This window comes from Bacillus alkalisoli, assembly GCF_002797415.1.
In the GTDB taxonomy this organism is placed as follows: domain Bacteria; phylum Bacillota; class Bacilli; order Bacillales; family Bacillaceae_I; genus Bacillus_CD; species Bacillus_CD alkalisoli.
In genome coordinates this window covers 1,282,776-1,304,835 of the sequence record NZ_KZ454944.1, presented here as the reverse complement: position 1 = coordinate 1,304,835, position 22,060 = coordinate 1,282,776, and the positions used below count along the sequence as shown (strand labels likewise).

The 22,060-nt window shown below is 35.7% G+C and carries 28 protein-coding genes; 3 read left to right on the top strand and 25 right to left on the bottom strand.

Features of this window, described 5'->3' with window-relative positions; all coding sequences use genetic code 11:
• Positions 1-76: 76 nt before the first annotated feature.
• The 12 genes from CDZ89_RS06225 to CDZ89_RS06170 form a co-directional block, all read right to left on the bottom strand.
• Positions 77-997, bottom strand: coding sequence for a DUF4825 domain-containing protein (locus tag CDZ89_RS06225; RefSeq protein WP_100333371.1), 921 nt, complete (start codon positions 995-997; stop codon positions 77-79).
• Positions 998-1,028: 31 nt separating this feature from the next.
• A complete protein-coding gene (locus CDZ89_RS06220) occupies positions 1,029-1,238 on the bottom strand; it encodes a hypothetical protein (RefSeq protein WP_100333370.1) in 210 nt (69 codons plus the stop codon).
• 46 nt (positions 1,239-1,284) lie between these two features.
• Positions 1,285-1,806, bottom strand: coding sequence for a hypothetical protein (locus CDZ89_RS06215; RefSeq protein WP_100333369.1), 522 nt, complete (start codon positions 1,804-1,806; stop codon positions 1,285-1,287).
• A gap of 35 nt (positions 1,807-1,841) precedes the next feature.
• On the bottom strand, positions 1,842-2,033 hold the full coding sequence (locus CDZ89_RS06210) for a hypothetical protein (RefSeq protein ID WP_096153283.1): 192 nt from the start codon (positions 2,031-2,033) through the stop codon (positions 1,842-1,844).
• A 195-nt stretch (positions 2,034-2,228) separates the two neighbouring features.
• On the bottom strand, positions 2,229-2,660 hold the full coding sequence (locus tag CDZ89_RS06205) for an NUDIX hydrolase (protein WP_096153282.1): 432 nt from the start codon (positions 2,658-2,660) through the stop codon (positions 2,229-2,231).
• 4 nt (positions 2,661-2,664) lie between these two features.
• Positions 2,665-3,171: an NUDIX hydrolase gene (locus tag CDZ89_RS06200; protein ID WP_096153281.1), complete on the bottom strand. Its 507-nt coding sequence runs from the start codon at positions 3,169-3,171 to the stop codon at positions 2,665-2,667.
• 4 nt (positions 3,172-3,175) lie between these two features.
• Complete coding sequence (locus tag CDZ89_RS06195; protein ID WP_096153280.1) at positions 3,176-3,589, bottom strand: HIT family protein; 414 nt, start codon at positions 3,587-3,589, stop codon at positions 3,176-3,178.
• Between the two features lie 291 nt (positions 3,590-3,880).
• Positions 3,881-4,393 (bottom strand): hypothetical protein, encoded by a 513-nt coding sequence (locus CDZ89_RS06190; RefSeq protein WP_096153279.1) that lies wholly within the window; start codon positions 4,391-4,393, stop codon positions 3,881-3,883.
• A gap of 19 nt (positions 4,394-4,412) precedes the next feature.
• Positions 4,413-4,811 carry a hypothetical protein gene (locus tag CDZ89_RS06185; protein WP_096153278.1) on the bottom strand — a complete coding sequence of 133 codons (399 nt, stop codon included), beginning with the start codon at positions 4,809-4,811 and terminating at the stop codon, positions 4,413-4,415.
• Between the two features lie 31 nt (positions 4,812-4,842).
• Entirely contained in the window at positions 4,843-5,349 is a 507-nt protein-coding gene (locus tag CDZ89_RS06180; protein WP_096153277.1) for a hypothetical protein, read from the bottom strand.
• Positions 5,350-5,497: 148 nt separating this feature from the next.
• A complete protein-coding gene (locus tag CDZ89_RS06175; protein WP_096153276.1) occupies positions 5,498-6,181 on the bottom strand; it encodes a hypothetical protein in 684 nt (227 codons plus the stop codon).
• A gap of 4 nt (positions 6,182-6,185) precedes the next feature.
• Positions 6,186-6,593, bottom strand: coding sequence for a hypothetical protein (locus CDZ89_RS06170; RefSeq protein ID WP_096153275.1), 408 nt, complete (start codon positions 6,591-6,593; stop codon positions 6,186-6,188).
• A 183-nt stretch (positions 6,594-6,776) separates the two neighbouring features.
• On the opposite strand from CDZ89_RS06170, the gene CDZ89_RS19550 reads away from it, so the two are divergent.
• A complete protein-coding gene (locus CDZ89_RS19550) occupies positions 6,777-6,935 on the top strand; it encodes a hypothetical protein (protein ID WP_157842682.1) in 159 nt (52 codons plus the stop codon).
• A 55-nt stretch (positions 6,936-6,990) separates the two neighbouring features.
• Positions 6,991-7,662 (top strand): hypothetical protein, encoded by a 672-nt coding sequence (locus CDZ89_RS06165; RefSeq protein WP_141395186.1) that lies wholly within the window; start codon positions 6,991-6,993, stop codon positions 7,660-7,662.
• 38 nt (positions 7,663-7,700) lie between these two features.
• Here CDZ89_RS06165 and CDZ89_RS06160 read toward each other — a convergent pair whose 3' ends face one another.
• From CDZ89_RS06160 to CDZ89_RS06140, 5 genes are all read right to left on the bottom strand, one after another.
• Entirely contained in the window at positions 7,701-9,236 is a 1,536-nt protein-coding gene (locus tag CDZ89_RS06160) for a carboxypeptidase M32 (protein ID WP_096153273.1), read from the bottom strand.
• 419 nt (positions 9,237-9,655) lie between these two features.
• Positions 9,656-10,792, bottom strand: a complete 1,137-nt coding sequence (locus CDZ89_RS06155; RefSeq protein WP_096153272.1) for a bifunctional cystathionine gamma-lyase/homocysteine desulfhydrase — start codon at positions 10,790-10,792, stop codon at positions 9,656-9,658.
• Position 10,793: 1 nt separating this feature from the next.
• Positions 10,794-11,717, bottom strand: coding sequence for a PLP-dependent cysteine synthase family protein (locus CDZ89_RS06150; protein ID WP_096153271.1), 924 nt, complete (start codon positions 11,715-11,717; stop codon positions 10,794-10,796).
• A 24-nt stretch (positions 11,718-11,741) separates the two neighbouring features.
• Positions 11,742-12,440 carry a 5'-methylthioadenosine/S-adenosylhomocysteine nucleosidase gene (gene mtnN / locus CDZ89_RS06145; protein ID WP_096153270.1) on the bottom strand — a complete coding sequence of 233 codons (699 nt, stop codon included), beginning with the start codon at positions 12,438-12,440 and terminating at the stop codon, positions 11,742-11,744.
• Positions 12,441-12,500: 60 nt separating this feature from the next.
• Positions 12,501-13,142, bottom strand: a complete 642-nt coding sequence (locus CDZ89_RS06140) for a class I SAM-dependent DNA methyltransferase (protein ID WP_100333368.1) — start codon at positions 13,140-13,142, stop codon at positions 12,501-12,503.
• Between the two features lie 620 nt (positions 13,143-13,762).
• Between CDZ89_RS06140 and CDZ89_RS06135 the strand changes: the two genes are divergently transcribed.
• A complete protein-coding gene (locus CDZ89_RS06135; RefSeq protein ID WP_096153268.1) occupies positions 13,763-13,972 on the top strand; it encodes a DUF2536 family protein in 210 nt (69 codons plus the stop codon).
• Between the two features lie 17 nt (positions 13,973-13,989).
• On the opposite strand, the gene CDZ89_RS20450 is transcribed toward CDZ89_RS06135, so the two are convergent.
• The 8 genes from CDZ89_RS20450 to CDZ89_RS06090 form a co-directional block, all read right to left on the bottom strand.
• Positions 13,990-14,418 carry a VanZ family protein gene (locus tag CDZ89_RS20450; RefSeq protein WP_227521570.1) on the bottom strand — a complete coding sequence of 143 codons (429 nt, stop codon included), beginning with the start codon at positions 14,416-14,418 and terminating at the stop codon, positions 13,990-13,992.
• 131 nt (positions 14,419-14,549) lie between these two features.
• Positions 14,550-15,221, bottom strand: coding sequence for a YrrS family protein (locus CDZ89_RS06125; RefSeq protein WP_096153266.1), 672 nt, complete (start codon positions 15,219-15,221; stop codon positions 14,550-14,552).
• Positions 15,222-15,522: 301 nt separating this feature from the next.
• Positions 15,523-17,301: a peptidoglycan D,D-transpeptidase FtsI family protein gene (locus CDZ89_RS06120; protein WP_096153265.1), complete on the bottom strand. Its 1,779-nt coding sequence runs from the start codon at positions 17,299-17,301 to the stop codon at positions 15,523-15,525.
• Positions 17,302-17,359: 58 nt separating this feature from the next.
• The gene (gene greA / locus CDZ89_RS06115; protein WP_096153264.1) at positions 17,360-17,833 is read right to left on the bottom strand and encodes a transcription elongation factor GreA; all 474 of its coding nucleotides are present in this window, start codon (positions 17,831-17,833) and stop codon (positions 17,360-17,362) included.
• Between the two features lie 443 nt (positions 17,834-18,276).
• Positions 18,277-18,912 carry a uridine kinase gene (udk, locus tag CDZ89_RS06105; RefSeq protein WP_096153262.1) on the bottom strand — a complete coding sequence of 212 codons (636 nt, stop codon included), beginning with the start codon at positions 18,910-18,912 and terminating at the stop codon, positions 18,277-18,279.
• A gap of 6 nt (positions 18,913-18,918) precedes the next feature.
• Positions 18,919-20,190, bottom strand: a complete 1,272-nt coding sequence (locus CDZ89_RS06100; RefSeq protein ID WP_100333366.1) for a peptidase U32 family protein — start codon at positions 20,188-20,190, stop codon at positions 18,919-18,921.
• A gap of 22 nt (positions 20,191-20,212) precedes the next feature.
• A complete protein-coding gene (locus CDZ89_RS06095; protein WP_096153260.1) occupies positions 20,213-21,142 on the bottom strand; it encodes a peptidase U32 family protein in 930 nt (309 codons plus the stop codon).
• 5 nt (positions 21,143-21,147) lie between these two features.
• Complete coding sequence (locus tag CDZ89_RS06090; RefSeq protein WP_227521447.1) at positions 21,148-21,792, bottom strand: O-methyltransferase; 645 nt, start codon at positions 21,790-21,792, stop codon at positions 21,148-21,150.
• Positions 21,793-22,060 lie beyond the last annotated feature (268 nt).

Genomic DNA, 22,060 nt, shown 5'->3' with positions numbered 1-22,060 from the left:
AGAAAGAATAAAAGTTCTATAGTTTTCCAAAACTATCAAAAATAATCATACGAACTCGCCTTACTAACCCTATAACCTATCTCCACAATTCACTCATCTTTTGTTCATCTTCTATACTTTCACGAATAAACTTTATCAACGCTACCTCGTTTGCAAAGTCTATTTTTTGCCCATACGTTTTTTCTAATTCTTCCTTCGATAACGTATACGTATGCTCTTCCGAAAACTCAAATGTTACCTCAACTACATTTTCCACCAGTGCAAAAGTGTAGGCAGCATTAGATAATACTATTTCTTGCCACTCTTTTTCCGGTTTCATTTCATCTATATCTTTGTAAAAAAAGGATAAGGAGTATTCCTTTCCTACCTTATCATATCCCCATGTTTCTAAGTTTTCCTCATAAGGAAAGTAGGAGAAGATTTTAAACATAGGATCTTCTTTAAAGATCGTGCCACTATACTCCCATATATTTTCAAGGGAATAGACACCTTTCATTAAGTTTTTTGAAATGTTAATGGATTCTTCTCTTGTACTAGCTGGAGCGGTGATCATAAGTCCGTTTGATTCAGACCATCTTGAATCTTCATCATATTTTGCAATAGTAAATTGACTAAAGTCCTCATTTATATAAATTTCCCCGTACCATTGTCCACCAGGAATTAGTCTACCTTGTGAATTTTTATCAAAGAAATAAAACATTGTCGCTTTGTTATCTCTGAAAGCTAAATCCACACCTCTTAAGTCAGGATCATCCTTTATTGGTGAATCTTTTTCTCTAATATCTATTTTTCCTTCGAATGTTTTTTCTCCAGTAAAGTTCTTTTTGAACTTTCCATCTATATGTATTTCTATATTTTCTAAAATATCATCCGTCCCTAACTGATATGACACCCCAGAAACAGTTTTCGTTATTTGTTTCGGGAACGTATACCAAACTGCTGAAATGATGAAAACCATTACAATTAAAATTGAAAATCTTATTATCCACTTTTTCACTAAAGCACTCTCCTAATCTTTCAACTTACATTTATTGGGCTTCTTCTTTTTCCTTCTTATATTTCTCAAATTCACGCCAGTCCATCTCTCTCGGCTTACTAAACTCACGTCCACAGCTTTTACATCCATATGTTCCAGGAAATAAGAACGGGACCCAACAAAAAAATATCCCACCAGGAATGATAACTAAAACGACAGCAATAGGAATTTTAAATGCAAAGAAATTCTTTTTTTCTAACATGTCTGATTCACAGTGTAGGCACAGTTTCATATAGATCAGCTTTTCTTCAGTTTATTAGTTTACCGTTTTCGTCTTTAAATAACATTTCGCTCTTCATATCTTCCAAGGTTGGATTGAAAAAGATCCATATTTTCAAATTCTTTTCTTCTAACGGTATGATGTCTGCAGAAAGGTTAGCTAGCGTAACTTTATCTACATCCCACGTTGCTATTCCATGTTGAGAGCCACCTTGGATACCGCCAACTTTTATTCTTCCATTTGCATTCTTTCTAGACAACTCAAATCCTAACGATGCATCAACAAAACTCCAACCCTTTTTTCCTTTTTTATATGTTGTAATGAAATAATGTTCCTGACTTTCAATATTCGTATAAGAAATTACATATGCGTTATCACCATAAATTTTTGTATCAATTATTTCCTTTATTTCGTACTTTATATGCTTATCATTTTCTAACGCCTCTAGATGTGTAGCGAAAGTTGGATTTCTTTCATTCCATCCCATAACTAAGATCACGCAAACAATAAATAAGAACACGACGATTGAAAAGCTATACACTTTTCTCACTATGTTTCCTCCATAAACTTAAATATGATGATCCCTTATTGAACAAGAGCTACCCATACAAGTGAATACGTAATTAGTGTAAAACTAACGGCAATCCAAGTTGTATTAGATGCTGTATTTTCATCACCTTTTTTAATTTTTTTCGCGAGCGTAACACTGTTTAAAACTAAAATAAGACATAAAAAAGGAGTAGCATAAATTGCTATTAAGACCATAAATAAATCCATAAGTTTCCCACCTTAATAAAAGTTATAATATTCCAATAACCCATTCATTTCATTATAATAGTTGCAAGCTTACAAGTATATCCATTTTTAATGCGTTAAGAAAATATTTCTAGTAAATTAATTTAACAATAATGTAATTTTAAGTTTACTTATGACTCTCCTTATTCATTCATAAAAAAACAGCTTGCTATAAGTTTAGCAAACTGTTTCTTTTAGTATTTTGTCGGCAAGCTTCACATTGTGCTTTAAATAAGGTGGTAAGCTTGGATTGTTCATTATTTCTTCCGTTGTTAACCATAGCACTTCATCCACTTCATCTGGACTTTTCGCATAAGCAACTCCAGCAACATGCTGACAGAGAAGAACAATATCAACAACGTGTTCACCAACATCTGTAACAAACGTTGAGCTATTTACATACTGTAGATTGTCTACCTCTATCCCCACTTCTTCCCAAATCTCTCTTTTTACCGTTCTTTCAAAAATATCGGTAGTATGACCTTCTTGCTCTACTTTTCCACCTACAAGTGATAACTGTCCACCTTCATGCTCTTCTTTTTCACTTCTTCTTATTAAAAGCCACTTATTTTCTTTGTAAATAGCACCTTCTACGTTCACAATAAACATTAGCTTAACTCCTTCTAAAAAAATGATCTAAAAACTTCAATACAAAGTTCTCTCTTTTAATCCTACGATGCCCATCCTTCTTGTACACTTCTTTATTTTGAGTGATTGCATCCTCAATAGTTACCCACTTTGGCGTATAATCCTGGTCTATCTCATACCCATCGAGTTCTTGTAATCCTTTTTCTCCCGAGATGTAACAAAAATAAAAATGAGATGTCATTTCGAAGATCGCATTCGAAGCATACTCATCATTCATTCTTTCTACAACGACACCTACTTTTTCTTTCACTTCCGCCTTAACATAACCTGTTTCCTCAGCAATCTCTCGAACTAGTGCAGCGTCCAATGTTTCTTCTTCATCGACCCCTCCACCTGGGAATTTGTAATCTCCAAGGTTAGATTGCACAAGTAAAATTTTATCTTCTTTTATAATTACCGCTCGAACGGCTATTCTTTTATTTATATTTTCATTATGTATTTCATCTAGTCCTAACTCTTTGTAAAACATCATATCCTTACTTCACCTTCAACTTTTCCCTTTTATTTTCTGGTTGCTTTAACCAATAACGAATTCCTTTCCCTGCATGAGGTTCATCATTATATCTTGGTATAACGTGAAGATGGCTATGTGGAATAGATTGATTAGATGCATCACCTACATTCCAGCCAAGTGTAAATCCATCTGGAGAATATTTTTCGTCTACATATTGTTTTGCTTTTTGTAATAATTCGTATGTATCGCTCCATTCTTCTTTCGTCAATTCAAAAGCATTCTCATGATGCTTCTTCGGAATAATAAGCCCACAGCCTTCTAACACGTCTTGCTCGAGATTATGTTGTACGTAGTAGCATGTTTCATTTTCAAAAACGATGTTTTGGTCTTTATCGTTATGTAGATTACATAACGGACAATTTTCTTTGTATGCCATAAATAAAACCTCCAAAAAATTGTAAATCTATTACTATTTCAATAAAAAAGAGCAATTCCCTTCTTTTAAAAGACTGTGTTAAATACCACTGTTGAATTCCGTGCAAGGCTTCGCTTTCCGCGGGCGGGCCTAGAGCCTCCTCAGCGCATTCGCGCCTGCAGGGTCTCCCGCAGGAGTCTTCAATATGCGCTCCCATCAACAGCTAGAGTGTATTTATAATCACACATTGAGCTTTAACATAGTCAATTCCATAAAAAAATCCAGTCACTACGTTCTGACTGGATTTTCTTATTATTCAAGCTCATCCATCGGATATCCTTCAAATAATCTATTCGTGATGGCTAGCGCTTCTTGTCTGTTCGTTGCTGGTGCAGAAATCATGAATCCATCTCCTCCGTTCCAACTACTGCTACTGCTCTGGTTCCAAGTATGTACAGCTATGGAAATTTCGCTTAAATCTTGATTAGCAAAAAACAGACCATAAGAAATTTCATTTTCTGGATCTATTGAAAAAGTAGAACGATTCATAAAGGCACCACCCCAAATCTCTCCGAAAATTAATTTTTCATATGGGATAAAAGTTTCACCTATTTTCAAAGAACCAGTAAAAATATCCCCACCAAAAATTCGCTTTTTGTATTTCCCATTGATCTCTACTGTAATTTCTTCTTCAAAACCACTGTTCTCACTACCAAATTGAAAATAGATTCCTTCATACGTTTTATTGATTTTTTTCGGGTATGTATACCAAAAAGCTGACACCGCAAAAAGTACTAGTAGTATAGATACTATTTTTTTTATCATATAAGTGATCTCCTTAAATTCATGTAATTTTGTCATATAAATATTGCAGCAGCTTTCTTAGCCCCAACATTACATGCATGAAGATCAGAGACATTATAATTCCAAAAATCATCATAAATAATGACGATTCACCGAATCCGTCATAAAAAAGCGCACCGTAGTGGTAAACGTTCACTAAAACTCCCCCAACTATATAGAGAAGAAGCATTACAAAATATTTAAACTTTTTTACTCGTTCCATTAAATAATCCGCTAAAAATGAGAACAATATTCCACCGATGAACACAACCGGAGCCGCATAAATAGCAATAAAAATAGCCATTCCGTAACCTTCTTCTTGTGGAGAAATAATATTTATCCCAATGACAAATATGATAAGCGTTAATAATCCTGCTCCAACTTTTTCAAGAAACAACATATAACATCTTCCCTTCTTGTTGGATTCAATCTCAATAATCTTTTTCCTTAAATAAAATTAATTGGCTTTTTAACTCTTTAATATTTTTATCAAATTCGTTTTCGGTCCAATCAAGTAAGGTATGCTCTTTGTGTCTGTAACTCGTTAAGATATGGATAGCCTGAAAATCTTTCATCATATTTTCATATTCTTCTTCGGTAGGTTCGTAGTCCGTGACAATCCATTCTTCTAAAATACCAGTATAAAAATCAAGTATCCCTCTCACTTCTTCGAATGGGAGATTAATTCTGCTCAAAAAATACATAGCATTTGTTGAACTATTATAGTAATGAGCATAAGTAGTAAGTAAATGTTGTTGACCATGACCATTCTTAGCGTTAATTAGTCCTGTATCGTTTAGAATAAGACCATTCTCAAAGTTCCAATAAAGCATCTTTAATCTAAATTCAGATTCATCACTTGCATTTTTATATAGAAAAAACAAAACAACATTACTCATTAAAAGTAGAATGATAATTACTTTTATCTTATTACTCACACAAACGCCTCCTTTGATTGAAATACTATATAGTAAATATTTTACAACATTAGAAATATTAAAAATAGTACTTTAATTTTATTCTTATTAAAATTAATGAAAGTATGAAAAAAGCGCTTAGATATATTTAAATTCTAAGCGCTTTTCATTATTCGGATTCTAGTTCATTTAGAAAGTTAATTACACTTTCAACATCGTATGCTTTGTACAATAATTTTTCATGATCCGTTACAAGAATGACAGGTAATTTTACAATTCCAAACTCTTCTTTATAATCTACAACGTAGTTTTCATCGTACGGAATATAAGCACCTACTGTTTCTTGATTAATTTTCGATATAATGTCTTCTAGCTCAATAGTTGAAGGTTTCCCTTCCTCCGCAATGATGACAATGTTTAACTTATCTTCTAAATGTGATAACACCCGTTTAAATTTCTCTTCATACGTCATGTTTAATAAAATAATCTCTGTTGCCTCACCTGAGTATGTTTCATTTCTATTAGGTGGATTTACTAAAACCTTTTGACTTTTTTTTAGGTTATGAAGATTAGCCTCATCTCCATTCTCATACTTAATAATCGTATCTTCTGAGACAAAAGCTTGGTAGGAATAACCATCACTATTAATATTAGGACCTTGTTTACGTTTTTCCCACTCGGAAATATCCACAATTACCCAACTTTCTTTGTCATCTACTTCCCAAACAAAACCGATCATCTTGTCATCTTCGTAATGACCATAAGGTTTGTATGTAGAATCGCTACCCGCATTATTGCTACTACATGCAGGTAAAACCATTAACAAACATAACATTAGTAATCTTCTTTTCATTTACTCACCTCTTAAAAAAGTCTTTTAATATTTCGGTGTTTTCCTTATCTAATTTTCCGTATGCACTGTTTTCTCTGTCCACTACTTCTGCACTTCCATCAATATTAAACCAAATGTAATACTCATAAAGTCTTTCAGGCATGTTTTTATCTTTTTGAACAAACAACGTAATTTTCCCCTCTTCCTCACGCGACATTTTCACCATGACATTTTGTTGCCAAAAAACTGATTCAAATACATTTACAAGTTTGCTGAGTTGTTCTTCTTCAACAATAATTACTTCTGATCCTTCATAATCGTGGTAATCAACACGTGTAAGTTGTTGCCAATTTATTTCTGTTGTATCTGTTGGAGTCTTGTAACATGCATATAATAACAATAAGGATAAGAAAACAACAAGATACTTCCTCATTAACACACCTCTTTTATGTAACAGCTAGTTCATCTTAATCAATAGACGATTATACTTATCTATTTGTTACAATATGTCTTTCCTATTATACTGTTCTTTACAAATTAATAGTATAATAGGAAAAAATATGTAACTCTTTAAAACTAGCTTAATGATGAACTTAATTTTTGGGAGGAAATTCCGATGATTCTTTTAACGACCTTTTTAGCTGCTTTGTTTGCCTTTTTCTTTGTCTCGTACTTAATAAAAGCACTCCAAGATGACAGCGATCCAAGTCATAATTTGTTATCTTCCATTTGTTTTTGCCTATGTATCGTAATGGTTATTGTTTCGGTAGCTTAACGGCGAAAATATATTGAAATTCTAATTTTGTGGGAACACTATACTGAGGTGTTCTATGATGAAAAAGATTATAGTTGTCTTATCTTTTCTCTTTACTAGTTTCTTTCCGAACTTTTCCTTTGCTGCCATGGAAGATTATGAAGTGGTGGCTAGTTCTAAATCCAATCAAGTTTTCTTATATGCTCAAAAGCGAAACGGCATGTATGAAGATATTCAACTAGTTTATAAAGGTGGCATTATTTCAAAGGCTAGTTGGGTAAATGTTACAAACCATACGTATGCGCCAAAAATAATCGTAGAAGACATTAGTGGTGACCAATTACCGGAGATAGTCATTGTTTTAACAAAAGGGTATGGAACAGCTGTCTTGGACCAGGAAGTTCATGTGCTTCAATATGAAAAAAATGAAATGAAAGAAGTAAAAGTGGCAGACCCACTTTCTGTTGTTGCAAATAATGTAAAATCAACTATTTTACAAGATACTGTAGAGATTACTATAAGTAATAAAAAATATATAATTGATATTAGCCATATTCCCAATGAACATAGATTTGAGAATGTGTATTTTGGAAACATTGTGAAGTTTGATGCGGAAAATAATCAACTTGTGGCTTCACTTTACGGGCAAGTGGCACCTTCTTCTAGTGTTGGTCAGTTAACTATTAGTTTTGAATATGCTGACGGGATATTTAAAGTTGAAGATATAAATTTTCTAGAAATAGAATAAAAGCTGAGAATTCAATGAAGAGTTCTCAGCTTTTTTTATTATAACTTATAAACTTCTGCGTATTTTTCTTCTAAATATTTTACAAGATATTTAGCATCTAGTTCTTCACCAGTGATTTTTACGATTAAATCGTTTGGAGAATAAAGCTTACCATATTGGTGAACATTTTCTCTTAACCACTCACGAATTGCTTGGAAGTTACCTGCTTCAATGCTGTCATAGAAATCAGGCATTTCTTTTAAGATTGTATAAAGCATTTGTGCAGCATACAGGTTTCCTAAAGAATAGGATGGGAAGTACCCGAATCCACCGAATGACCAGTGAATATCTTGTAGCACTCCTAATGTGTCGTTTGGAGGAGTAACTCCTAAGTATTCTTCGATTTTCTCGTTCCACACTTTTGGTAAGTCTGCCACTTCGATTTCTCCACCGAATAGTGCTTTTTCAATTTCATAACGAATCATAATGTGTAAGTTATACGTTAACTCATCTGCTTCTACGCGGATTAACGTGGAATCTACATGGTTGATTGCACGATAAAAATCGTCTAAAGATACGTCATTCAGTTGCACTGGGAAATGCTTTTGTAAATCAGCATAGAAATGGTTCCAGAACTCTCTGCTTCTTGCAACCATGTTTTCTAAGAAACGAGATTGTGATTCGTGAATTCCAAATGATGCTCCGCGGCGAATTACGCGACCTTCGTATGCTTCGTTTACTCCTTGTTCATACATCCCGTGACCAGCTTCGTGGATGGTACCGAAAATAGCTGATCTTACGTTGTCTTGTTGGTAGCGTGTAGTGATACGAACATCACCTGTGTTGATAGAAGATGCGAATGGGTGAACTGTTTCGTCTAAGCGTCCGCCTTCCATATCAAAACCGATTAAAGGTAAAATAAATTGGTTAAATTTCTTTTGTGCTTCAATGTCAAACTTTTGTTCAAAAATATCGGTACGTGGTTGAGCTTCTGAAGCTTTAATACGCTTAAGTAAGTCTACACTCTTTTCACGTAATTCTTTGAATAAAGGATCTAACTTCTCTACTGTTAATCCTGGCTCATATTCGTTTAACAGTGCGTTGTATGGATGACCTTCGTAGCCATAATATCCCGCGAATTTCTTTTTGAATGCCACTACTTCTTCTAACATTGGTGCAAAAGAAGCGAAGTCATTATTTTCACGTGCGTCTTCCCAAGCTTGGTTTGCATTGTTTACTAAAATAACATACGCTTGGTATTCTTCCGCAGGTATTTTGGAAGATTTCTCAAAGTTATTTTTTCTTTCTCTTACACATGCTTGTGTTACTTCGTCTAATTGGCTATATACTTCCTCTTGTGTTAACACTTCTAAGCATTTTGCCATTTCTTCTGAAATGGATAGTTTGAAAGCTTCTGTTGAAAGTGTACCAATTGCTTTTCCAAAAAGCTTGCGACCTTTTTTCGGTGCGATTGTCTTAGAGTCCCAACCGAGTAAACCTAGTACGTCACTATAATGACAAAGCTTTTCATCTAGTTTTGTAAACGTGTCGATCGCTTGTTGTACTTGTTCATTTAAAACTTGTGAAGTAGTCATTGTTTTCCCCCAACATTTAAAGTATTAAGAATATTATGTATTCTACTTTGATTATAACAGGGTTTGTTTCGGTTGACGAATGTTTTAGTTAGACATTTTTGAACAACGCATACGATGAGGAATGCTGTAACTGAATAGACCCATAAGATTTTCGCCGGTAAAGTGGAAGTTTCGCCGATAACACTGTCCTGTCGCCGATAAAGACTATTCCCTCGCCGATTGATTTGCGATTTTCGCTGATTAACCTTTGATTTTCGCCGATAGAATGGGGATTTTCGCCGATAAATTCTACATTATCGCCGATTGGATATTTTTCTACGCAAAAAAAACTAGAATTAAACTATAAAACCAGATTTATATACTACAATACACATAAAAAAACCCACTCTCCAAAGGAAAGTGGGGCAACACTATTACATTTAAGCTTCCAAACCAGTCTTCAAATCAGCAATCAAATCTTCCACATCTTCAATTCCTACAGAGATACGAACTAATCCGTCTGTAATGCCTAGCTCGGCGCGACGATCTGCTGGAATAGATGCGTGTGTCATACGAGCAGGAACCGATATTAAGCTTTCTACTGCTCCAAGGCTCTCCGCTAGCGTAAAGTATTTCACATTTGCTAACACTTGATCTGCTCTTTCTTGACTTCCTACATCAAACGAAATCATTCCACCGAACCCGCCAGCTTGTTTTTTCGCAATATCATGACCTGGGTGATCTTCAAGACCTGGATAGAATACCTTCGTTACTAATGGATGGCTATCCAAAAAGTCTGCAATGCGAAGGGCATTTTTTTCTGTCGCTTCCATACGTAAACCTAGTGTCTTAATTCCACGCATTAATAACCAAGAATCTTGTGGTCCTAAAACTCCTCCAGTAGAGTTTTGAACAAAGTGTAAGTCTTCTGCTAATTTCTCTGTGTTCACAACCACTAATCCAGCAACAACATCACTATGGCCACCGATATACTTCGTTGCGCTGTGAAGCACGATTTCAGCGCCTAATGAAATAGGAGTTTGCCAGTATGGTGTGCTAAATGTATTATCAACAATGGTTAACAGTCCGTTACGCTTAGCAACTAACGACGCTTGCTGAATATCTGTAATTTTTAACAATGGGTTTGTTGGTGTTTCAATAAATACCGCTTTCGTGTTCGGTTGGATTGCAGCTTCTAAAGATTTTATATCACTTGTATCAACGAAAGTGGACTCAATCCCAATGCGGTTTAACACTTTCGTCATCACTCGATATGTACCACCGTACACATCGTCCGTCAAAACAACATGATCTCCGCTATTAAACAACATCATTACCGCTGTAATGGCTGCCATACCAGAACCGAAGGCAAACCCAGCTTTTCCGCCTTCTAAGTCTTTAATCAACTCTTCTAATGCGTGTCGTGTTGGATTTCCTGTACGGGAATATTCATAGCCGTTAAAGACACCAACACTCTCTTGCTTGTACGTACTTACTTGATAGATTGGAACAGAAACAGCACCTGTATGTGGGTCACCAAAAATTCCGCCATGTATCAATTTCGTTTTCTTATGCACGTTAAATTCCCCCTTCATAAATCTTTTTGCTCAAATAGCGCTCACTGCTATCGGCAAAAATCGTCACGATGTTCGTACCAGGCTGCGCAACTTTTGCCTCCTCTAGTGCCGCATGTAAAGCTGCACCTGCCGAACTTCCTACTAATAAACCTTCCTTCACAGCTAGCTCTTTCACTCTATCAAATGCATCCTTATCCAAAACAGTGTGGATGGCATCAAAATAAGTTTTATCCATATACCCAGGTAAAAACTCCATACCGATTCCTTCTGTTTTATGAGGGCCAGACTCACCACCGTTTAAAATAGAGCCTTCTGGTTCTACAATAACTGTTTTCACGTTGGGATTCTTTTCTTTTAAAAATTTAGCAGTCCCCATAAACGTTCCACCAGTTCCAGCACCTGCTACAAACACATCGATGTTTCCATCTAACTGTTTCCACATTTCAGGACCTAACGTTTTATAGTATGTGTCTGGGTTGGCAGGATTGCCAAACTGTTGTGGGCAGTAAGAGTTTGGTATTTCTTTAAGTAATTGTTGAGCTTTATTTATAGCTCCCGTCATTCCTTCACTTGTAGGAGTGTGAACTATTGTTGCTCCCAAGGCCTTCATCAGCTCTTGTTTTTCAATGCTAAACTTCTCTGGGACACAAACTACCACTTTATAACTAGTTCCCACAGCAGCTAACGCTAAACCTATCCCTGTGTTACCTGCTGTAGGCTCAATTATTGTTCCACCTGTCTTTAATTGTCCAGAGCGAATACCCGCTTTTATTAGCTCTGTTCCAAGGCGATCTTTTATACTACCACCTGGATTGTAAAACTCTAACTTTGTAAATAGCCTAACCCCTTCAGGAAGAGGGAATTGTGTTAGTTCCACAATTGGTGTGTTTCCTATCAATTCTTTTACATTTTTATAGACATTCACGTTTCCCCATCCCCTTATCAAAAATTATGCTTGTAGTTCAGTTAACATATTTTCAATTAATTGAGAAGAGTTTTCTGCTGCTTTTACTAAAAATTGCTCAAACGATACGTTGGACTCTTTTCCAGCGATATCTGATAATGCACGAATTACGACGAATGGCGTATTAAAGGAATGACAAACTTGAGCGATTGCAGCAGCTTCCATTTCTGCTGCATATAATTCAGGCATTTTTTCACGAACATACTCAACGCGAACTGGATCGTTCATGAAAGAGTCACCAGTTGCAATTAATCCTTCTACAATTTGCATGCCTTGCACATTTTCAGCCGCTTTTTTTGCTACTTCAATTAGTTTGCCATCCGCTGTAAAAGCTGCTGGCATTCCTGGTACTTGGCCATATTCATATCCAAAAGCAGTCACGTCTACATCGTGGTGACGAACTTCTGAGGAAATAACTACATCGCCTACGTTTAAAGTAGATAAGAAGCCACCAGCAGAACCTGTATTAATAACTACATCTGGAGAAAATCTTTCTAAAAGTAATGCTGTACTTAATGCTGCGTTTACTTTTCCTATTCCAGATTTCCCTAAAATAACACTTGCACCATTGATTGTTCCTGTATAATACTCACAGCCTGCAACAACTGTAGTTGTTTTGTCTTCTAGTTTGTCTCTTAAGATCGTTACTTCTTCTTCCATTGCTCCGATAATTGCGATATTCATGTGTAAGCCCTCTTTTCTATATATTGTGCTAATTAGTGAGCTTCGTAGACTAATCAAGACTTATTTTTTAATCGCTTCTAATACCCATACGAAATGGTTAAAACGTAAAAATGTTACGTTAAACCCGTTTGATTCCAACAATTCCTTCAAGACTGGGATTGTTGTGTAGTATTCGGATTGTAAGTCTTTTGATAAACTCAAAAAACCTCTTTTTTCAACTTGTTTGATTGTCTTTACGTAAGCTTCTTTATTTTCAAACATTGTATCAGCGAATACTATTTTACCATCTTTCGCTAACATCTTTCCATATTGTTGTATGGCTTGAGTTTTTTCATCGTCGGTTAAATGATGAAACGCATACGTAGATACGATGGAATTGACTTCTGAAGGCAGCTCGGGATATTGAATAAAGTCTCCATCATACAAATAAGCGGTTGCTGGCAACTTTTCTGCTGCCTTATTTCTCATTGTTTCATTTGGTTCCACGCCGTAAATTGTATGGCCTCGTTCTACTAACTTTTTTGTTAAGTTTCCTGTACCTACTCCAAATTCTAAAACTGTTCCAATCGATTTTTGCGCTACATCAGCCAAAATATCGTCATATCCACGAAATACTTCTTTATATTCTTCATCATGACCAGAAACTGTATCATCATAATAGTTTGCCCAGTTGTCAAAAAGCTCAACAAATTCTCTACCCATGAGTATCACTCCGCTTTAATTTATATAATTCCTATAAGTATAGTATGAATTAAAATAATAACTGTTCTTAAATTAACATAGTTCGTTGTTTTCATCAATGAAAATGTTTGGTAAAGTAGATACATACTTTACTTAATTTTTCTTGACTCTATTATGCCGCTGTTGATTTCCGCGCAAGTCTCCGCTTTCCGCGGGCGAGTCGGGAGCCTCCTCGGCGCATTCGCGCCTGTGGGGTCTCCCGTCCCTCGCTTCTCCCGCAGGAGTCTCCAACTTGCGCGGAAATCAACAGCTAGATCGGTTTATAAATATTAGGCTCTTTTCGTATTGATTGTTGCTTTTTGCTTTGTTAAATAACAAGAGTGGATTGGAGCGGAAGGCACTGGACTCCTGCGGGTAGTAGAGCGAAGCGTGAGACCCCATAGGCGGTACACCGAGGAGTAGGTTTTTTCACGATAGTGAAAATAACCTTCCTCTGCGCTCCCCGCGGAAAGCCAGTGCCTGCAGCGGAAAGGAACGGATAACGTTCAATTGCTAAAATTAATAAAAAACAACAAAGTATGCAAACAGAGCTAAATTTTAATAATAAATTAATTAACAACACTAGAAAGGAATATTATCAGATGAATTTAGATTTTCAGTTATTAGAGGATAAAGTGGAGTTTTTTGAGGCGACGAGTTTGAAGATTTTGCAGCAGAAGATAAATGAGCAAATTGAACATAATCGAGCGATTCTTCTTTCTGTTCATTCTGTTTCTCATCAAATGCACGTTTCAGAAGAAGGGAGAACCTATTATAGTGCTGTTGTTCATTTTAAGTTAAAAAAAGGATAACTAGTTCGAGTGCAGCTTTATTTTGCACTCGACACTATATATCCTCTTCCTTTTTGCAATAACTTAAACGTTATGTAGCCAATTGTCCCACCTAGCGTATTTAGAATAACATCATCAATATCTAAACTTCCCAATTTAAATGTAAGCTGGAGCAACTCAACCGTTACAGAAACCCCCATTGATAGTAAAAAAATCATCCCTATCGAACGAAGTCGCTTAAACAGCAAAGAACTGAAAAAACCTAATGGCAAAAAAGCAAATATATTGCCAAAAAAATTATCGGTTAGCATTCGTAACTCAAGTCCATTATAACTTGATATGTCCCTAACAATAGACCGAAAAGGTATTATGTTGTAATCAACAACTCCTGAAACGGCACTACGGTAGTGTGAGAAGAATAATAAATAACTTAGAACAAATAAATAAAGAGCAGAACAAACGTAAATAACTGCTTTTTGCAGATTACTAATAAACTCACCTCCAGCTTCTAGTGATATTTCTTTACGTTAAACTAGTTCCCCTTCTTTTTTCAAAAAAATCAGTGCACCTATACGTTAGGCACACTGATTTTTATTTTTTATATATTTTGATCTTTTGTTCGTTCCATCTTTACAGGCTTCCACCCTTGATTTGTTACCCATTGAAGATATACTCGGTAATGTTCTGATGTACCTTTAACCGTTACACGTGCAATCGCAGAATGTGCATCTCCACCATTACCTAAAAACCATAACGTATAGTCACTTTCTGATTTTCCTAATGCCAAGTTGATGGCTTTTATTTTTTCCGCCCAGTCAACATGACTAGAATCGTAAATTGATGTATGTGGCTCCGATTGAGTTGTTCCTACTGGTGCCCAACTTGAATTAGTAATCACTTGCTTTACTTGAGGATCGTTAGAATCTTCTTCCACTACTTCTTCGTCCTCAGTAGCTGGCTCTTCTTCGACAGGTTCTTCTGTTACTTGAGATTCTTTCTCTTCTTCAGGTAGTTCCTCTTCTTCTTTAGGCTCTTCCTTCGGTTCTTCCTTTTCTTCTGTTTCATCATCGTTCTCTTCTACTTCTGTGCCAATTTTTGTTTGGTCTTGTTCTGTTGTAGCTTGTTCGGTATTGTTGCCTTTACCGAAAAATAACGAACTACCTAAAAATATAATAGCAACAAAAACAACACCGATTAATATATTTAAAACCGTATTAGCTTTTTTCTTTTTTGAAGTTCTTTTATATCTTGATCCTAAATCGTAAGACATTTGTTTCTCCTCCTGGTCAAAACTTATCTTTTGCTAAGGCTCTTTTTAAATAAATGCTTTTTAATATTACTAAGGACGTCCGTTGGTTTCCGCTGCAGGCACTTGCTTTCCGCGGGGAGGGAGCTGAGCCTGTGGGGTCTCAGCCTTCCCTCTTCTTCCCGCAGGAGTCAAGTGCCCTCCGCTCCAACCAACTCAGTAATGATATTAAACTCCCACACTAACAAGCAACATTTATTACAGAAACACCCTTTTCTAAAGTATCATTCTAACATCTCTGTCTATTTATGAAAAGTGCCAAATGTCATTGGAGCTCGTTGTACTGGTATAGTTTGTTTACCATATCATAATACATGCTCGTGACAGAGCTTTGTTCATTCACTACGTCTAGTTCCACTACAACTAATGAATATTTAGGGTTTTCGAATGGAAAATACCCAGCAAACCAACGATGTACAAGCTCCTGTCCACCACTGCTTTTCAATCCAGTTTGGGCAGTCCCACTTTTACCTGCTACCCCGTAAGGTAAGGTCTGAAACCTTCTACCTGTGCCATTTTCATGTTCTACAACTTCCCGAAGCATATGCTGTAGCTTCATCACCGTATACTTAGAAACAGAATCAACAGACAGTTCGTGATTTGGAAAGGAATAAAGCATTGTTCCGTTTTTATAATCTAATTCTTTCACTATTTTTACTTGTTTGGCTTTTCCACCTCTAGCAATCGTTGCCATCATATTGGCAACTGCAATAGGAGTAACCTTCACTTCTCTTTGTCCGATAGATGTTTGGGCAATATCTTTTCCATATTGGTCTCCATTATCTTCAGCCATTACCATTCCGGTTTCCTCTTGTGGAAGTTGATGGAATTCATGGAAATGAAAAACATCTCCTTGCCAAACCACTTCCGTTAAAAGCCCTAGTTTCTCTGAATATCCTTCGATAGAACCGGTATGACGATTTTCTAACTCTTGGCCAAGTTTAGCAAACGTGTAATTACAGCTTTGTGCAAAGCTTGCCTCAAAGTCTAATAATCCTTTATTATCTTTTGATTCCCCATACATATCTAAGTTACAATCAAACATTCGATTATGTGATACAAGATTCTCCTCGATAGCACCTGCAGCAATGATTGTTTTAAAAACAGAACCAGGAAAATGTCTTTCCACCATTACATTCTTCGTACCGTTATCGGAGAATGGGTCCTTCCAATTAATCGAAGGTTTAGAAACCATTGCTAATACTTCATTTGTTTCGATGTCTAGAAGTAAAATTCCTCCCCTATTTATTTTATACTCGTTTGCAATTTCTTCAGCGATTAGTTGAACATCTCTATCAATCGTCGTTTTTATCGAAAGTGGATAGAAGGGGTTTGACGGTGCACTATATCTCACATCAATGCCAAATAACGAGCCACCATATCTATCTACGTGATAAAGTAGTTGTGTAGAACCTTCAGGCAATAAAAATTCGTCAAAAGCTTGCTCTAGCCCTGTGACACCAATTGGCGTTTTGGGCGAAATATATTGATTTTCTATTCTTTTTTTGTATCTTCGTAAAAACTCCGTTTCATTTTCTCCTGTAATTCCAATCAGTTGCTCTGCAGCCTTTTTATCTAAAGAAAAACTCCTATACATTGCGATAATGCCAGGGTATTTTAAACTATTAATTTTCTCCATTTGCTCTTCTGTTAATTTTAATGGTTTCCCTAAGTCTCTTACTACAACAGGAGCTGATAATTCTTGAACGATTTCTTCCAAGTGAGTTTCAGAAATTTGAAGTATAGATGCTAATTCATCTTTTGGCCAATCTAATTTTTGTAAAAAAGGAAAAAGAATTAGAGTTGGATAATAATCATGTGTCAAAGGTTTGTTGTTACGGTCTACAAACCTACCTCTGCCTTCATCTACCGTTAATGCTTGTGTTCGTTGTTGAACACTTGCCTCTATTAAATTTATGTCTTTTTTAGAGAATGATTCAGGACTAATTAGTTGAATATGCATTAGCCGCATTATTAAGAAAAATAAACCTATAATGAAAAGATAGCTAACGACTTTCAATCTTTTGTAAGTTGTTTTTTGCATGAAAAAGACCACCTCGTCTACATTTTCGACGAGATGGTCTTTATTTAGTCAAGCTAAATTACTTTATTGAAACGATTCGTACGTTCATTTCTCCACCTGGAGTTTGAATGGATACTGAATCCCCAACATTTTTGCCCATAAGAGCGCTTCCCATTGGAGAATCGTTTGATATTTTTCCTTCGAATGGATCTGCTTCTGCACTACCAACGATTGTGTATGTTTCTTCTTCTTCATCTGGAAGTTCTACAAACGTTACTGTTTTTCCTAATGTTACAGAGTCAGAATCACTGTTATCTTCAATGATTTTCGCATTACGGATCATTTGCTCTAGAAGTGTAATACGTCCTTCAACGAATGCTTGCTCTTCTTTCGCAGAATCGTACTCAGAGTTCTCTGATAAATCACCAAAGCTACGCGCAATTTTAATACGTTCTACAACTTCTTTACGGCGTACCGATTTTAACTGTTCTAGTTCATGTTCAATCTTTAACTTACCTTCTTCTGTCATTGGATAAATTTTCTCTACTGCCATATCCTTCAACTCCTTCTAGTATTCACATTCCCCAATTAGTGTTCTTTTATATATTAGAGTAATTTCATAAGTATTTCGTTTATTGAAAAACTACTTTTGTATTACTATCAATTAGATAAGTTTAAAATATTGTTGTAATACTAAAACATTCCCTAGTTGATATTCGTTTTTCGTATAGTTGTAATACATTATGAAAATTACTCATGTATGTGGAAAAAGATGTACCCATTAACTGGAATACATCAACGGTTATTTCCACGATTGGAAAATTAATGACTCGAATAAATTTCTTAAATACGGTTCGTTTAATGAAAAACGAAAGTATTTTATATCTATTAGTATATAAGTTCATATATTATTTACTTCCTAATAAACAAATGGATGTCATTCGTTTTTCAGATAGTAAAAATATATGATGAAATTCACTCACTTACCATATGTTATTACAAAATTGACTTTTGTTCAAGAATTGTTTGAATTTTTGTTACCATTAAGTCTATTGCAACATGATTTTGTCCGCCTTCTGGGATAATAATATCCGCATATCGCTTCGACGGTTCAATAAATTGATTGTGCATCGGGCGAACAACTGTAACATATTGCTCGATGACAGAATCAATTGTACGTCCACGCTCTTTAATGTCACGTAACATACGGCGGATAATTCGAATATCAGCATCTGTATCTACGTAAAGTTTTATATCCATTAAGTTACGCAATCTTTCATCTTCTAATACTAAAATACCTTCTACAATTATTACATCTTTCGGTTCTACCTCTATTACTTCGTCAGAACGAGTATGCTGTGTATAATCGTAGACTGGCTTATTAATGGATTGATATTGAAGTAATTTTTCAATATGCTGAATTAATAAATCATTATCGAACGCTAACGGGTGATCATAATTCGTTTTTAAACGTTCTTCAAATGGTAATGCTGATTGATCTTTATAATAGTAATCTTGCTCTATCATTAAAATCGATTGATTTTGAAAATGCTCATAAATAGATTTTGTAACACTTGTTTTACCAGAGCCAGATCCTCCGGTTACACCAATAACAATCGGTTTCTTCCCCATTGAATGTTATTGCTCCTTTCGCATCATGTTGTACGGATAGATCGGCTTGTCTACTTTAAATGTAACAATTTGTAGTGGGTGTCGAGCAGCGTCTAGTTCGTTCCCGTCCTCATCCCAGATCTTATCTATAACTTGTGTAAAGTTTTCAATTTCCGGTCCGAAGAATTCCACTTCTTGTCCAGGTTTGAAATAGTTTCTTTGTTGTAATGTTACCATTTTTGTCTCTGCATCATAGTCTAACACTAATCCAACAAAATCAAACGTCGTCTTTTTGCTATGATTACCAAACATTTGCTCTTTATACCCTGGAGTTCCTTCAAAGAACGCAGTAGCAGTTTCACGATTTGCACATTTATCTAGCTCTTCTAACCATTCTTTCTGAATTTGGAAGTTTTCTGGATCCGCACAATACGCATCTATTACTTTACGGTATACACTTACTACTGTTGCTACGTAATGAATAGATTTCATTCTTCCTTCAATTTTTAAACTATCAATTCCAAGTTCAATCATTTGAGGAATAGATTCAATTAATTTTAAGTCTTTTGGACTCATTGCAAATGGTGCATCACCTTCTGCATAAAGTGGATTTTCATCGCTACCTTCTACAGCATATAAATCATAGTCCCAACGGCAAGATTGGCAACAGCCACCTCGGTTAGAGTCACGAGCCGTCATATGATTACTTAATACACAACGACCAGAGTAAGCAATACACATAGCACCGTGAATGAACGTTTCAATTTCGATGTCTACTTTTTCTTTCATTTCACGAATTTCTTCTGCACTTGTTTCACGAGCAAGTACAACACGCTCTAGTCCTTCTTCTTTCCAGAATTGAACAGCTTTCCAGTTAGATAAAGATTGTTGCGTACTTAAGTGAACTTCTAATTTTGGTGCAACACGGCGACATGTTTCAATAATTAACGGATCTGCAACAATAATACCGTGTACTCCTGCATCTTGTAGTCCAATTAAGTAATCATCTAAGCCGTCAATATTTTCATTGTGGGCAAAAATATTGGTTGTAACATAAATTCTTGCACCGTATTTTGCAGCAAATTGTACACCTTCTGCCATTTCTTCATGTGTGAAGTTATCAGCATTGGAACGTAATCCGTATTCTTGTCCACCAATAAATACTGCGTCCGCTCCGTATCGTACAGCAATCTTTAACTTTTCTAAGTTACCTGCTGGAGCAAGTAACTCAGGCTTCTTTACTATTACACGTTTTCCATCTACTATTTTCGAAATTTTATCATTTAAAATTGTTGTCATTTTACAAACCTCCCTTTCTTGCTTAATAAACTGTTTCTTTAAAGAAGAATCCTGTGTCTAATGGTCTGTGACCTTGTTGTAACTCCTCGACTTCTTCTAATAGAGTTTCTTTTATTTCTTCATATTGATCACGATCTTCCACACATAAATCGATTGCTTGACGGTACTTCTTTGTTACTTCCACGATATACTCAGGAGATTGTAAAACTCCATCAATTTTGAAGCTATCCACACCAGCGTCAATCATCTCTTCCAATTCATCGATAATACACATATCGTTTGGACTCATAATATGTGTGCCATTTTCATCTTCAAAAATCGGATATTTATTTTCTCGCTCTTTATCATGTAGTATCATATTTTTACCTTGTGTACGATTTTCAATTTCCATCGCTTTTCCTTGGTACTCAAAATAATTTCCAAGTAATGAACGTTTCGATTGGAACATACAGGTCATACCGTGAACTTGAACTTCGATTTCAACCTCAGCATTTTCTTTTGTTTCTACAATGGTATCCATGTTTAACTCACGAGCAAGAACAGCACGCTTTGCGCCTTTTCTTCCCCAGTAGTTACAAGTAAAATAGTTTGTCGCAGTTGTTTCTGTATTCCAATGTAATTTCATAGAAGGTGCCGCTTCTTTTGCTGCCATAAGCACCGCTGGGTCACCAAACACAACTCCATCTGCACTATTTTCTTCTAAGAATTGTAGGTAATCACTTAAATCTTCTACTTTGTCATTGTGAAAAAGAGCATTCATAGCAACATATACTTTTTTGCCGTTCTCATGTGCTAGTGTTATCGCTTCTTTCACTTGATCACGATTAAATTCACCAGCTAGTCTTAAACCGAAGTGTTGTTCACCAATCATGAACGCATCAGCACCAGCTTCTATTAAGTCTTTCATATTGTCTAAATCAATTGGGGTAACTAATAATTCAGGTTTGTTCATCGTTTTCACCTCTTTAATTTACTTATCGCTATTCCGTCTCCAACAGGCAAAATAGCAGTATCATATTTTTCATTTTCCATTAACCAACGATTAAATTTGTCGATTTTCTTCACTAAATTTTTAATCCGTTTTGGTTCGATTTCTTCTATGTTTTCTGCAACGAGACCTTTAAATAGAACATTGTCCGTTACAATGATTCCTGTTGGTGCTAAATATTTTTCATACATCGTAAAAAACCGCTCATATTGACCTTTGGCAGCATCAACAAATATTACATCATAAGGAGCCATCTTTTCTATAAGTTCGTGTGTTTCTGTTGCGTCTCCAAAAATAAAATGTAATCTATCTTCTAACTTTGCTTCTTTTGCAAACTGTTCAGCCTGTCCATATCGTTTTTCGTCGCGTTCAATGGTAACAATTTCTGCGTTTTCTATTGTTTTTGCCATTCTAATAGCAGAGTAACCAATGGCTGTTCCGATTTCTAGGATTTTTTTTGGCTGTTGTATGCGAAGAAGTTGCAAAAGTGTTTCCATGCCAACTAAATCCATGATTGGTACTTGTTCTTCTTTTGCAAGTTGTTCCATTTTATTTAATAGAGGTTCTCGTTCGTTTATTAATGATTCCAGATAGGAAATTATTTTTTCGTCCAATGGATGTTTCCTCCTATCTAAATATGTTAACTATGTCATTATAGGGTACTAACTGTTGCTGATAGCACGAGGCACTCGCTTTCCGCGGGCGTGTCTAGGTCTTGCGGCTAGCTCCTCGCGCCTCGTGCTATCATCAACTTAGTTAGGTATACTATCCACAGAAATCATTATTTACTTATCACATATATTATAATTGCATTAAAAGAGAGTTCGACTCGTGGAGAGGAACTCTACTTGGAATTAGTAGTATGAAAAACAACTCGATATA

Coding starts and splice junctions, on each gene's coding strand:
- mtnN (WP_096153270.1), bottom strand. CDS start 12,440: ATGAATATCGCAATTATCGGAGCAATGGAAGAAGAAGTAACGATCTTA.
- CDZ89_RS06210 (WP_096153283.1), bottom strand. CDS start 2,033: ATGGATTTATTTATGGTCTTAATAGCAATTTATGCTACTCCTTTTTTA.
- CDZ89_RS06160 (WP_096153273.1), bottom strand. CDS start 9,236: ATGACTACTTCACAAGTTTTAAATGAACAAGTACAACAAGCGATCGAC.
- CDZ89_RS06190 (WP_096153279.1), bottom strand. CDS start 4,393: ATGATAAAAAAAATAGTATCTATACTACTAGTACTTTTTGCGGTGTCA.
- udk (WP_096153262.1), bottom strand. CDS start 18,912: ATGGGGAAGAAACCGATTGTTATTGGTGTAACCGGAGGATCTGGCTCT.
- CDZ89_RS06185 (WP_096153278.1), bottom strand. CDS start 4,811: ATGTTGTTTCTTGAAAAAGTTGGAGCAGGATTATTAACGCTTATCATA.
- greA (WP_096153264.1), bottom strand. CDS start 17,833: ATGGCAGTAGAGAAAATTTATCCAATGACAGAAGAAGGTAAGTTAAAG.
- CDZ89_RS06140 (WP_100333368.1), bottom strand. CDS start 13,142: ATGGGTAGAGAATTTGTTGAGCTTTTTGACAACTGGGCAAACTATTAT.
- CDZ89_RS06200 (WP_096153281.1), bottom strand. CDS start 3,171: ATGATGTTTTACAAAGAGTTAGGACTAGATGAAATACATAATGAAAAT.
- CDZ89_RS06125 (WP_096153266.1), bottom strand. CDS start 15,221: ATGTCTTACGATTTAGGATCAAGATATAAAAGAACTTCAAAAAAGAAA.
- CDZ89_RS06220 (WP_100333370.1), bottom strand. CDS start 1,238: ATGTTAGAAAAAAAGAATTTCTTTGCATTTAAAATTCCTATTGCTGTC.
- CDZ89_RS06175 (WP_096153276.1), bottom strand. CDS start 6,181: ATGAAAAGAAGATTACTAATGTTATGTTTGTTAATGGTTTTACCTGCA.
- CDZ89_RS06100 (WP_100333366.1), bottom strand. CDS start 20,190: ATGACAACAATTTTAAATGATAAAATTTCGAAAATAGTAGATGGAAAA.
- CDZ89_RS06165 (WP_141395186.1), top strand. CDS start 6,991: ATGATGAAAAAGATTATAGTTGTCTTATCTTTTCTCTTTACTAGTTTC.
- CDZ89_RS06135 (WP_096153268.1), top strand. CDS start 13,763: ATGAATTTAGATTTTCAGTTATTAGAGGATAAAGTGGAGTTTTTTGAG.
- CDZ89_RS19550 (WP_157842682.1), top strand. CDS start 6,777: ATGATTCTTTTAACGACCTTTTTAGCTGCTTTGTTTGCCTTTTTCTTT.
- CDZ89_RS06205 (WP_096153282.1), bottom strand. CDS start 2,660: ATGTTTATTGTGAACGTAGAAGGTGCTATTTACAAAGAAAATAAGTGG.
- CDZ89_RS06120 (WP_096153265.1), bottom strand. CDS start 17,301: ATGCAAAAAACAACTTACAAAAGATTGAAAGTCGTTAGCTATCTTTTC.
- CDZ89_RS06095 (WP_096153260.1), bottom strand. CDS start 21,142: ATGAACAAACCTGAATTATTAGTTACCCCAATTGATTTAGACAATATG.
- CDZ89_RS06170 (WP_096153275.1), bottom strand. CDS start 6,593: ATGAGGAAGTATCTTGTTGTTTTCTTATCCTTATTGTTATTATATGCA.
- CDZ89_RS06195 (WP_096153280.1), bottom strand. CDS start 3,589: ATGGCATACAAAGAAAATTGTCCGTTATGTAATCTACATAACGATAAA.